The 11682-nt window shown below is 51.7% G+C and carries 10 protein-coding genes; all 10 read right to left on the reverse strand.

Annotation, left to right across the window (positions count from 1 at the left end; genetic code table 11):
• The 10 genes from hemL to ACCC71_RS08005 all read right to left on the reverse strand — a co-directional run bounded on the left by hemL (position 1) and on the right by ACCC71_RS08005 (position 11676).
• The gene (hemL, locus tag ACCC71_RS07960) at positions 1-1287 is read right to left on the reverse strand and encodes a glutamate-1-semialdehyde 2,1-aminomutase (protein ID WP_434309098.1); all 1287 of its coding nucleotides are present in this window, start codon (positions 1285-1287) and stop codon (positions 1-3) included.
• The gene (hemB, locus tag ACCC71_RS07965) at positions 1284-2267 is read right to left on the reverse strand and encodes a porphobilinogen synthase (protein WP_434309099.1); all 984 of its coding nucleotides are present in this window, start codon (positions 2265-2267) and stop codon (positions 1284-1286) included. Before hemB ends, hemL begins: the two co-directional genes overlap by 4 nt.
• A 90-nt stretch (positions 2268-2357) precedes the next feature.
• Complete coding sequence (gene cobA / locus ACCC71_RS07970; protein ID WP_434309100.1) at positions 2358-3866, reverse strand: uroporphyrinogen-III C-methyltransferase; 1509 nt, start codon at positions 3864-3866, stop codon at positions 2358-2360.
• A gap of 60 nt (positions 3867-3926) precedes the next feature.
• Positions 3927-5252: a hydroxymethylbilane synthase gene (gene hemC / locus ACCC71_RS07975; protein WP_434309101.1), complete on the reverse strand. Its 1326-nt coding sequence runs from the start codon at positions 5250-5252 to the stop codon at positions 3927-3929.
• Positions 5245-6474, reverse strand: coding sequence for a glutamyl-tRNA reductase (gene hemA / locus ACCC71_RS07980; RefSeq protein WP_434309102.1), 1230 nt, complete (start codon positions 6472-6474; stop codon positions 5245-5247). Before hemA ends, hemC begins: the two co-directional genes overlap by 8 nt.
• Positions 6471-7127, reverse strand: a complete 657-nt coding sequence (locus ACCC71_RS07985) for a precorrin-8X methylmutase (protein WP_434309103.1) — start codon at positions 7125-7127, stop codon at positions 6471-6473. The genes hemA and ACCC71_RS07985 overlap by 4 nt, the downstream gene beginning before the upstream one ends.
• The gene (locus tag ACCC71_RS07990; RefSeq protein ID WP_434309104.1) at positions 7117-8640 is read right to left on the reverse strand and encodes a cobyric acid synthase; all 1524 of its coding nucleotides are present in this window, start codon (positions 8638-8640) and stop codon (positions 7117-7119) included. The genes ACCC71_RS07985 and ACCC71_RS07990 overlap by 11 nt, the downstream gene beginning before the upstream one ends.
• Before the next feature lie 18 nt (positions 8641-8658).
• Entirely contained in the window at positions 8659-9690 is a 1032-nt protein-coding gene (locus ACCC71_RS07995) for a pyridoxal phosphate-dependent aminotransferase (protein WP_434309105.1), read from the reverse strand.
• A 67-nt stretch (positions 9691-9757) separates the two neighbouring features.
• Positions 9758-10726, reverse strand: coding sequence for an adenosylcobinamide-phosphate synthase CbiB (cbiB, locus tag ACCC71_RS08000; RefSeq protein WP_434311827.1), 969 nt, complete (start codon positions 10724-10726; stop codon positions 9758-9760).
• A gap of 20 nt (positions 10727-10746) precedes the next feature.
• Complete coding sequence (locus ACCC71_RS08005) at positions 10747-11676, reverse strand: bifunctional adenosylcobinamide kinase/adenosylcobinamide-phosphate guanylyltransferase (RefSeq protein WP_434309106.1); 930 nt, start codon at positions 11674-11676, stop codon at positions 10747-10749.
• Positions 11677-11682 lie beyond the last annotated feature (6 nt).

An 11682-nucleotide genomic window follows, 5' to 3' on the forward strand; every position in this document is an offset into this window, starting at 1 on the left:
TTAGCGTTGCTTTAGATACCGCTCGATCACAGCAAGCGTCTGTTCCACTTCCTCCTCCCCGTGAGCCATAGAGACAAACATCGCCTCAAACTGGGAGGGCGCCACATAGAGCCCGTGAGAAAACAGGTAATTGGCGTAAGCGGCAAATGCCTTTGTATCCGCCTTCTTTGCCGTAGTATAATCCGTCACCGCTTCCGGCGTAAAGAATACGCAGCCAAGAGAGCCTACGGTATTGAGTACGGCCGGAACCTCATACTGCTGCAAAATCCGCCGGATTCCGTCAAACAGCCTGCCTGCCCGCTCGTTCAGCTCCCGGTACCACTCCGGATGCTCCTTTAACAGCGTCAGCTGCGTGTAGCCGGCCGCCATAGCAACCGGATTTCCGGACAGGGTTCCCGCCTGATAAACCGCGCCAAGAGGCGAGATGACGCTCATCACATCCCGACGGCCGCCGTAAGCGCCCACCGGCATTCCCGCGCCAATGATCTTTCCAAAGGTGGTCAAATCCGGACGAACGCCAAAATATCCCTGGGCTCCGTCGGCCTGTAACCGGAATCCTGTGATGACTTCATCAAAAATCAACAGACTCCCCTGTTCATCGCAAAGTTTCCGTAAGCCTGGAAGAAAGCCTTCCTCCGGCAAAACCACACCCATATTGGCGCCAACCGGCTCCACGATCACCGCGGCGATCTGCCCGCCCCAACGCTGAAACAGCTCTTTCACGCTATCCAGATCATTATAATCCGCCGTCAAGGTATCCCTTGTGCAGCCTGCCGGAACCCCGCTGCTGTCCGGAACACCAGCAGTCATAACGCCGGAGCCGGCTTTTACCAAAAGCCCGTCGCTGTGACCATGGTAACAACCGTTGAACTTTACAATTTTGTCCCGTCCGGTAAAGCCTCTAGCCGCCCGAATGGCGCTCATCACTGCTTCCGTTCCGGAATTTACCATACGCACCATTTCGATAGAAGGAACCATCTCGCAGATCAGTTTCGCCATCCGCACTTCGATCTCCGTCGCCGCGCCATAGCTGAGACCGCGGGAAGCCGCTTCCACCACGCTCTCCCGAATCGCAGGGTAATTGTGTCCCAAAATCATCGGTCCCCAGGAGCAGACATAATCGATGTATTCATTTCCGTCTTCATCGATCATCCGCGCGCCGTCTGCCGAACGGATAAATCGTGGGACGCTGCCAATGGATTGAAAGGCTCGTACCGGGCTGTTTACCCCACCTGGAATATAGTTTTGCGCCTCCTGAAAGAAACGCTCCGAACGCTCTGTACTCATCCGATTCTCCCTTCATCCATACATTTTGCCAACTCTTTCGCAAAATAAGTTAGATAGATGTCCGCACCGGCCCGGAATGTGCTGACCGCAATCTCGCACATCATGGCCGTCTCATCGATATACCCCATCTGGGCCGCTGTTTTTACCATGCAATATTCTCCGCTGACATTGTAAGCGGCAATGGGAACATTTACTCTTTCTTTCAAATCATGGATCACATCCCCAAAAGCCATGGCCGGCTTCACCATGATGATATCCGCGCCTTCTTCGATATCCATCAAGGCCTCCTTGACGCCCTCCCGGCGGTTATGCACATCCATCTGGTACGATTTCCGGTCTCCGAATGCCGGAGCGGAATCCGCCGCTTCCCGGAAAGGACCGTAGAAAGCGGACGCATATTTCACGGCATAGGACATAATCGGCACATTTTCATGGCCATTTTGATCGAGAAGCCTCCGAATCGCCGCCACCCGGCCGTCCATCATATCGGAAGGAGCTACCATATCCGCGCCTGCCTCTACCTGAGACAAGGCAATCCTTGCCAGGTAATCCAGGGTTGTGTCATTATCCACCTCCTGGCCATGCAAAATTCCACAGTGACCATGGGAAGTATACTCGCACATGCAAACGTCCCCGATCAGATACATTTCCGGAAAACGCTCTTTGATGGCGCGGAACCCCTTTTGTACAATGCCGTCTTCTGCATAAGCGCCGCTTCCCTTTTCATCCTTGTGGTCGGGAATGCCGAACAACATCACCTTGTCCACACCGGCGTCGAGCAGATCTTCCATCTTGTAGAGAAGACGGTCGATTGTATAACGATACTGCCCCGCCATGGAAGCGATCTCTTCTTCTTTTCCGCTTCCTTCCATCACAAAAGCCGGATAGATGAGCGCTGACTTATCCATCCTCGTCTCGCGCACCATTTTCCGAAGGCTTTCTCCATAACGCAGTCTTCTGGGTCTTTTCGTCATTTCCATCGTTGTATCCTTCTTTCTCTCCTATTTTCGCATTTCCCGGTTTTTCTTAAAACAAAGAATTTCACACTGTATCATTCTTCGACTTAACGCCTATCGTTTCTCCCGGCAGACTTCTTCCGCCAGTTCCACAAGGCTTGCGATCGAAGCTTTCGATGAAACCTTCGTCCGCATCCCCAACTCCGCCGCTGCCGCCGCTGTCTTCTCCCCAATGCAAAGGGCCTGAACCGTAGAAAAATCCACATTTTCCGCCACAGCCGCAAATCCATGCACCGTAGAAGCGCTGGTAAAAATCACCATGGTGTCCGGATATTTTTCCAGCTCTTCCTTTATCTTTAAAATCACCGGCTTTTCGTAGCGCGTCTCGTAAATCGGCAGATCTTTTACCGTTAAATCTGGGCGAGCTGCCAACTTCTCTAAAATTTCCGGGCTGCCCACAAAAGCTCTGGGAATTAAAATGGCCGCGTTTTCTTCACACCGCTCCGCCAGCAGTCTGCCAAGCTCCGCTCCGTCGTAGACCTCCGGCACCAAATCCGGAAAAATTCCTCGTTCTTTTAACTCTCTGGCCGTACCGCTTCCAATGGCCGCCAGCTTTTTCCCTGCCAACGCACGAAGGTCCCGTTCCCGCCGCTTCCACTCATCAAAGAAAATCCTCACGCCGGCCGGGCTGGTAAAGGCCAGCCAAGAATACTGCTCCCATTCCAAAAGAACTTTCTCAAATTCTGGATTTTCCGCGATCGGTTCCGTCGCAATGGCTGGAATCTCCAATACCTCGGCTCCTTTTTCGCGAAGCTTTCCGGAAAGCTTGGAAGCGCTCTCCCTAGGCCTTGTGACAATCACACGGCAGCCGAACAACGGACGTTTTTCTGCCCAGGAAAACGCCTTGCTATAACGGCAAACCTCTCCCACCACAATGATCGCGGGCGTTCCGATTTGTTCCTGCTCTGCCCTCCCAGGAAGAGAAGCCACATCCGCTACCACACGTCTCTGCCCGGCGGTCGTCCCCTTTTCCAGGATCGCCGCTGGAGTATCCTCTGGCATTCCCGCGGCAAGGAGACCTTCGCAGATTTCTTTCAGGGCGGATACTCCCATCAGAAATACTAGTGTTCCTTTCAAGCGGACCAGCGCCTCAAAGTCCATCGAGAGCGGTTGATCCTTTTTTTTATGTCCTGTGATAATGTGCACCGACGAACACGCGTCTCGGTGGGTAACTGGGATTCCATTGTAGGCCGGTACCGCAATGGCTGAGGTAACGCCAGGTACTACTTCAAAAGGGATTTGATTCTCCGCCAAAAGTTCCAGTTCTTCGCCGCCCCGGCCAAATAAGAAGGGATCTCCGCCTTTCAGACGAACCACTCGCTTTCCTTCCTTCGCTTTTTCCAGAAGAATTTGATTGATTTCTTCCTGAGACCGAATATGATGGCTAGCCCGTTTTCCCACATTAATCCGCTCCGCCGCAGGAGGCGCCAACGCCAGAATCTCCGCTCCCACCAAAGCATCGTAAACCAGAACCTCGGCGCGCTCCAAAACTTCTTTTCCCTTCAAAGTCAGCAATCCCAGATCTGACGGCCCGGCTCCCACTAACCAAACTTTTCCCTGCATCCGCGTTCCTCCTACGCTAGTTCCACCCTTTTTGTTCCATAAAAAGCAAACCTGTATCCCTTAAAGCAGCTGCTTTTTCAGTTGGAGAGCCAGCTTTTCTCCCAGTATTTCGCACGCTTCCGGTTCGCCAGAAATCTCTCCGATCACAAAATCGTCCCGTTCCTCACTATAATAAAGCCCCCGCAGCCGCAGCATCCCATTTTTGATCTCAGCATGAGCCGCAATGGGGGAGCTGCATCCGCCGTCCAGTGTCCGCACAAAACTCCGCTCCGCTCTGGCGGCAAATGACGCTTCGGGATCAAAAAAGCCGTTCAGATACGAGTAGTCTTCTCCCTTTCGTCCTTGAATAGCCAGAATACCCTGACCGGCAGCCGGGATCATTTCTTCCACCGAAAAATACCGGCTGATCCGCTCGGAAAGGCCCAACCGCTTTAACCCAGCCGCCGCCAGGACAAGCGCTCCATATTCCCCGGTATCAAGCTTCTTAATCCTGGTCAATACATTGCCCCGAATGTTGCAAAACGTAACGTCCGGGTACAGCTTACTCAGCTGCACCATCCGCCTCCTGCTGGAACAGCCCACCGGCAGGGTCCGATCCCATTCCGTTTGATTGATTGGCAATACCAAGACATCCCTGGGATCCTCTCTGCGGGAAAACCCAAGAAGAGGCAATTCCTCCGGCACTTCCATGGGCATATCTTTTAAACTGTGTACCGACAGATCACTTCTGCCGTCCAAAAGCGCCTGATCCAGTTCCTTGACAAAGAGGCCTTTTCCTCCAATCTGATCCAATCTTCGGTCTAATATCCGATCGCCCATTGTCTTCATGGTCAAAAGCTCCACCGGACGCCCCGGCAGTTCTTTTTTCAGATATTCTACCACCATTTCTGACTGAATGACAGCCAGACGGCTCTCTCTGCTTCCTACCCGTATTGGTTTCATATGCTCTCTCAGCGCAGCCGCTGTCTCCTTTACCAATCTATGATCGCTCCCATCTCCAGCTAACCCAATCACCAGCTTCTCGGTTTCCACCAAAGCGGGAAAAAAGAAATCACAAAGACTTTGATCCGACGCCACATTGACTGGGATGTGTTTTTTCTTTGCCTCCCAATAAACCGCCTCGTTCACTTTCTCATCACCTGTAGCGGCCAAGATGAGAAAAAATCCATCTATTCCTCCTGTACAGTATGCCCCCCTCCACCAAGTAATACGCCCTTCGGATAAAAGACGCTGAAGCTCGGAAGAAAGTTCCGGCGCCCAAACCGTAACCCTTGGTCCGAATCCAAGAATGCTTCTCACACGGCGCGCCGCAATATTTCCACCCCCGACCACCAAAATTGGCTTTTCTTCCAGGGAAATAAAAACAGGAAAACGTTTCTTATTCATGATATAAATTCTCCCAAACAGACAGGCATTGACGAAGCACATCGCTTCCCGCCTCATCCCGGAGGGCAAACAACAAACGGCGGACGACTTTCGACGCCGCATCCTCGGCTCCTGCCTCCAATAAAGCTCTTTCCTGGGCGGAGAGAGGCAATTTTTTCAGCGTCTTTCCCATCCGCCAGACGAGATCATCCGCCGAAGCCTGACTGATCTTTTGTACCTTGGGAACAACGTCCCGGCACTCATACCAGCTGGCGAATTCTTCCTGCTGCTCCTGCAAAAGCTGCTCCGCTACCGCTAGACGCTCCTGCAGCCGCTTTGACTTCGGACATACGGGGAAATGGTCAATATCATAGAGCGTGACCTTCGGCAGTTCCTTTATTTCTGGCTCAATATCCCGCGGAACCGCCAGATCAATAAAAATCATCTCCCGTTCCATCTTCTGTTTCGCCAAATCGCTGTATTTGATGGTCGTATTGGGGCTGCTGGTAGCGCTGACCACCAGGTCGCAGGCAGGCAGCAGCTCCATTCTCTCCCCATAATTAATCCGTTTACAGCCGGCAGGAATTTCCACCATTCCGCTTCGGTACTGGCGTACGGTCACCGTTACATCGGCCCCTTCTTCCACCAGCGCTAAGGCAGACCGTTTCCCCATCTCTCCATTTCCAATGACCAGACAGGTCTTGCCGGAAAAATCATAGCCGCCCTGCTTCAAAAAGCGAATCGCATGCTCAATGGCAGAAGTATTGGCCGTCGACATTTGAAGATTGGATTTTACCTTTTTGCCAACCGTGAGCGCCATACGAAACAGCACCTCTAATACCGGATCTGTGCTTTCCGCTTCCCTTGCCAAATTCCATGCTTCCCGTACTTGGGTCAAAATCTGATCTTCTCCTAAAATCATGGATTTCAGGCCACTGGTCAGGCGAAACAGATGAGAAATCGCCTCCGCCCCGGTCCTTTGCACCAAATATTTTCGGTACGCTTCCAGAGAGAGTTCTTTCCATTCGCAGAGCCATTGTTCCAGCGGAAGCGCTTGCTCTTCCCTGCTATTGACCCATAGTTCCGTCCGATTACACGTGGACAAAATCATACATCCGCTCACGCCGTCTTGGAGCTTTAGGGCTTCTAGGGCTTCCATCTGCGCTTTTTTTGTAAAAGAAAATTTTTCCCGTACTGGAATCGGAGCCAAACTGTGGTCGATTCCTGCCATCTGTATACTCATTTATCACTCACTCCTACCCGGCTCGGCTGCAACTGATAAAGAATCGCATTGCAAATAGCCGCCGCCACGTTGCTTCCGCCTTTGCGGCCGCGGGCTACAATCGCGGGCGTCTCGGTCTCCAAAATCCATTCCTTGGATGCCACCACATTGACAAATCCCACCGGCACGCCGATAATCAGTTCCGGCCGGATCGTCTTTTCTTGAATCATCTCATAAAGGCGAATCAGCGCCGTAGGAGCATTGCCAATGGCAAAAATCAGCGGTTTTCCCAAAGAAGCCGCCTTTTCCATACTGGCAACCGCCCTGGTAATATGGCGTTCCTTCGCCGTCCTTGCCACATCCTCATCAGACATGAAGCAATGCACCTCGCCTCCAAAGGCCGCCAAAACCTTCTTATTGATTCCTGCTTTTGCCATCTGCGTGTCCGTGACGATATCCGCTCCCCGCCGAATGGCCTCCATGGCCCGTTCTACCGGCTGATGAGAAAAACAAAGGTTGTCCGCATAGTCAAAGTCCGCCGTCGTGTGAATGACCCGCTTTATCACCGGCTCTTCCAGCGGTGGAAACGTCCGCCCCTTCAGTTCTTCCGTAATGATCTCAAAACTTCTCCGTTCAATATCCATGGGAAGTACCTGCTCCAACTCAATTTTCATCGTCCAAGCCCTCCTCCAAAATCCGATAAACCTGATCCATATCCAGATGACGGCGCAGCGTATCCGCTAAAAGGTCATACTGGGTCTCTTTATACTGTTGATAATCCATCTGAGGCATCGCGTCAAAATCCAATCCTTTTTGGGCCGCCAAAGCACGAATCACACTGCTTGCGATCTCCGAACGATCAAAAAATCCATGCACATAGGAGCCGTAAACGCCGGATGCCAGAGCCCCACCGTCCTGCTTCTGTCCGCCAGTCACCGCGTCCTTTAGTACAGTCATCGGGCATTGCTTCTCATGGAACGTGCTGATTCCCATATGAATCTCATAGCCTTCCACCAAAAGCCCAGACAGTCCGGCCAAAGGACCCGGCAGCGTTCCCACTGTCCCGCTTACCCTGGTTCTAGTTTTTTCGCCTGCAAAAACCGTATCCATCGGCAGCAGCCCAATCCCCCGCAGCTCGCCTCCCTCTTCCACACCAAGAGGGTCTGCCAGGGATTCTCCTAACATCTGATATCCGCCGCAAATGCCAAAAATCACCGTACCGGACTGGTGCGCCTTTTGAATAGCGGCCTCCAATCCATTTTGGCGGAGCCAAAGGAGATCTCTCATAGTATTTTTTGTTCCAGGGAGCAAAATCATATCCGGATGCCTTAGCTCTGCCACGCTCTTCACATAACGCACCGATACGCCGGCCATGCTTTCCAATACATTGAAATCTGTAAAGTTCGCAATTCTAGGGAGCCGAATCACAGCGATATCGATTGCTTCCACTGTATCATTTCCCGTCAGCCGCTCCGATAGGCTGTCCTCATCTTCCACATCGATCTGCATATAAGGAACCACACCGACCACCGGGATTTTCGTCCGCTCGGAAAGCAAGGAAAGTCCTGGGTCTAAAATGGTTTTATCGCCGCGGAATTTATTGATAATTAAGCCCTTAATTCTGGCCCGCTCTTCTGGTTCCAACAGATCGACGGTCCCCACCAACTGGGCAAACACGCCGCCGCGGTCAATATCTCCCGCCAAAAGCACAGGAGCCTTCGCCAGTTTCGCCATTCCCATGTTGACCAGATCTTCCTGTTTCAGGTTGATCTCTGCTGGACTGCCGGCCCCCTCCAGCACTATAATATCATATTCTGAGGCTAAAGTCCCATAGGCTTTTTTTATGTCCGGTATCAGTCTTTTCTTATAAGCAAAATAGTCACGGGCGCTCATATTTCCCAATACTTCCCCGTTTACAATGACTTGGGAGCCCATATCATTGGTCGGTTTTAAAAGAATCGGATTCATATATACATGGGGGCGGATTCCAGCGGCCTCCGCCTGCATCACCTGGGCGCGCCCCATCTCAAGGCCATCTTCCGTGATAAAAGAATTCAAAGCCATATTTTGAGATTTGAAGGGAGCCACTTTATAGCCGTCCTGATGAAAAATCCGGCATAGCCCAGCCGCCAGCAAGCTTTTTCCCGCATTGGACATGGTTCCTTGAATCATAATCGATTTTGCCATCTTCTCGCTCCTTCTTCTTTATGCTCGTTTTCGAAAAACCTGTAAAATTCGGATATTTTCTTCATGGGAACGCACCGCAATTCGGTAATATCCTTGACATAACCCCCGGTAATTACTGCAATCTCGAATGAGAATCCCTTGTTCTTTGCAAAATTCCGCTAAATCCGTCGGTCCCTGAAAAAAGATAAAATTTGCTTTGGAACCGTACAGACGATAGCCCATCGCAGCCATCTCCTGTGTGAGGAATCGCCGTTCCTCCTGTAAAAGTTCCTGAAACCGGCGTACGTATTCCTTTTCTTTTAAGGCGGCAATCCCCGCCTCCTGGGCAGGAACGGATACATTCCAAGGCTGCATCACTTCCTGCATCCTAGCAAGAAATTCCGTATCAAAACATAAGCCATATCCCAGCCGCAGTCCCGCCATCGCATAGAGTTTGGTAAACGCCTTTAAGATAAAAAGCCGGGGATTTTGATCCATTCTGGATTTTACGGAATGTCGTTCCCCTTTGTCAACAAAATCCAAAAAACATTCATCCACCACGCAGAAGGTTCCTGTCTCTTCACATCGCCGAAGCAGCTTTTGCAAAAAAGAAAACGAAGCCACCTGGCCGGTAGGGTTGTGAGGATTACAGAAAAATACGATGTCTATCCCCGGTACGATCTGGGAAAGAGTCTCTTCCTCAAACTGAAATTCCATCTCCTGGCGCAGCTTGATAAATTCGATCGGACAGTCTATCGTTCGAAGAGCTTGCTCATACTCATAAAATCCCGGAGACCAGAGCAGGGCCCGCCGCGGCTTTTTTGCCAGCACCAATCCAAAAATCAGATCGGCAGCGCCGTTTCCGCAAATGATCTCTTCCGGCCGCACATCCTCCGCCGCAGAAATCGCTTCCCGCAGCTTCCGGCAGAACGGGTCCGGGTAATGTTCGGCAAGATCCACGCCCGCCTTTGCCGCCGCCCGCACTGACTCCGGCATCCCCAAAAAATTCAAATTAGCGGAAAAATCCAGTTCCACCCGGCTTCCGTAAACATCGCCTCCATGGATGTGCATATCCTCTCCTCCCAAAAATCAACAAACCCTTTCAACTTAGAGTTGGTTCCCCCTCATATATCTTTCTTTAGAACAACAATTTCCAACCCCATTTTACCGCTGCCACCGCCGCCATCCCCAGACAGGACGCGACGATCATCAATCGGTTTGCCCGCAGAATATCCTCCGGTTCAATCTTCCGGTCTGGATTTCCGATGGTTTTCTTTTTATGCAAAACCCCAAAGTACATGGCGTCACCCGCCAGTTCCACGCCGAGCCCACCCGCCATCACGGCTTCCGTCTGCGCCGAATTGGGGCTGGCATGATTCCATCGATCTCGTTTATAGATTTTCCATGCATTTCTTCCATCCAATCCAGTCAGCCAACAGGCCGCTGTCATCAAAACCGCCGCCAGCCGTGATGGAATATAATTTAACACGTCGTCTAACCGTGCGGCTGCACGGCCAAAAAACAAATATTTCTCATTTTGATAGCCAACCATGGAATCCATGGTATTGACCGCCTTATAAAAAAATCCAGCCAGAGCGCCGCCGCAGGCCATAAAAAGCAAAGGCGCAATCTCCCCATCGGAAGTATTCTCCGCCACAGTCTCCACCGCCGCCTTGACCACTCCTTCTTCGGTCAAATTCTCCGTGTCTCTCCCCACAATCATAGAAACCGCTTTTCTGCCGGCCGGAAGGCCTTCCTGCCGCAAAGCGTCATAGACCTTTTTGCTTTCATCCCTTAAGGAACGAGCGGCCAAAAGCTGATAACAAAATAGTGTCTCCACCGCAATTCCTATCCCCGTGCCTGCCCGGTAGGCAAGCCAAAGCAAAAATGCCGGTGGAATTAAGGTATAAACAATTACCCCCAATACAAGCAAAATCCCGCCTGCCATTTCCCCCCGTTGGCTTTTGGAAAACGCCTTACGCAAAAGTTTCTCCCAATGGGAAATCAGCCATCCGATTCCCCTGACCGGATGCCACAAAAAGTGAGGATCACCCAAAAGTAAATCCAACAAAAAACCCAAAAGCAGGGCAATCCCCGCCGTCTCCATTCTCGTCATAACAAGCCCCGCTACTTTATCTTCTGTGCCAGGCCGCAGGCCACCCGGTAAACCGCCCCTGCCTCTTTTGCCAAACGGCAGGACAAACGCCCCGCCAGCTCCCGGTACCGACGGTCAAAAGCGTCCATCGGAACCACGCCGGAGCCAATCTCTCTAGTCACTACCACCAAAGCAGGATTTTCCCGGAGCATCCGCTCCAAGACAGGTTCCACCTCGCTTCCCTTTTCTAGAAAGTACCGGACGAACGCAGGAAAATCTTCCAGAATGTCCACTTGCTCCCAGACTTCCGGCTCCCCATTCTTTCCTTCCCAGACGACAGGCTCTTCTTTTTCTATCAGAGTACGGGCAAAGGCTAATTTTCCCTGATACGCTCCTCCGGTTATCAATTGCATGGAACTCTTCTCCTTTTTGGGGACTGTGTTACCCTGTCCCTTCCACCAGACCGGGATACCATGTACCGATTCCACGACCACATCCGCCTGCTTTGCCAGCCAGGCATTGGCCTCTGCCATCACGTGAAGATAGGTATCCGTCTCACCCTCATACCAAATTCCGTCCCCAAATACATCATTGGATACCACAATCAAGGTATCCGCCTGCTCCGCTAAGTGGGCCAAATCGCGAAGAACTGCCTCAAGCGGACGGTCCGGACGGCCTTCCGGCAAAAACATTTCATTGGCCGCCAAATTGGATAAACACTCCAAAAGTACGGTCGCATGGGGAGGAATCTCCCATTCTTCCAGCCTGGTATACCGTTCCTCTGTCTGAAATCCCTTTCCGTTTCGAAGCCTTCGATGGCGTAAAATCCGGCCTTGACTTTCTGAATCAAAAGCAGCCATGGTAGCCAGATAAATCAAGGAATCCTGTCTTTGCTCCATGGCCAGATTCTCCGCAAATTCGGATTTCCCGCTGCCGCTTCCCCCATATACCAGTCCGATCATACCGTC

The organism is Hominifimenecus sp. rT4P-3 (assembly GCF_051055405.1).
GTDB lineage: Bacteria > Bacillota > Clostridia > Lachnospirales > Lachnospiraceae > Pseudolachnospira.

What these genes read in the sequence shown, in the direction of transcription:
- hemC (WP_434309101.1), bottom strand. Translation starts at nt 5,252, where the DNA reads ATGAATAAGAAACGTTTTCCTGTTTTTATTTCCCTGGAAGAAAAGCCA.
- ACCC71_RS07990 (WP_434309104.1), bottom strand. Translation starts at nt 8,640, where the DNA reads ATGGCAAAATCGATTATGATTCAAGGAACCATGTCCAATGCGGGAAAA.
- cbiB (WP_434311827.1), bottom strand. Translation starts at nt 10,726, where the DNA reads ATGGAGACGGCGGGGATTGCCCTGCTTTTGGGTTTTTTGTTGGATTTA.
- cobA (WP_434309100.1), bottom strand. Translation starts at nt 3,866, where the DNA reads ATGCAGGGAAAAGTTTGGTTAGTGGGAGCCGGGCCGTCAGATCTGGGA.
- hemL (WP_434309098.1), bottom strand. Translation starts at nt 1,287, where the DNA reads ATGAGTACAGAGCGTTCGGAGCGTTTCTTTCAGGAGGCGCAAAACTAT.
- ACCC71_RS07995 (WP_434309105.1), bottom strand. Translation starts at nt 9,690, where the DNA reads ATGCACATCCATGGAGGCGATGTTTACGGAAGCCGGGTGGAACTGGAT.
- hemA (WP_434309102.1), bottom strand. Translation starts at nt 6,474, where the DNA reads ATGAGTATACAGATGGCAGGAATCGACCACAGTTTGGCTCCGATTCCA.
- hemB (WP_434309099.1), bottom strand. Translation starts at nt 2,267, where the DNA reads ATGGAAATGACGAAAAGACCCAGAAGACTGCGTTATGGAGAAAGCCTT.
- ACCC71_RS07985 (WP_434309103.1), bottom strand. Translation starts at nt 7,127, where the DNA reads ATGAAAATTGAGTTGGAGCAGGTACTTCCCATGGATATTGAACGGAGA.
- ACCC71_RS08005 (WP_434309106.1), bottom strand. Translation starts at nt 11,676, where the DNA reads ATGATCGGACTGGTATATGGGGGAAGCGGCAGCGGGAAATCCGAATTT.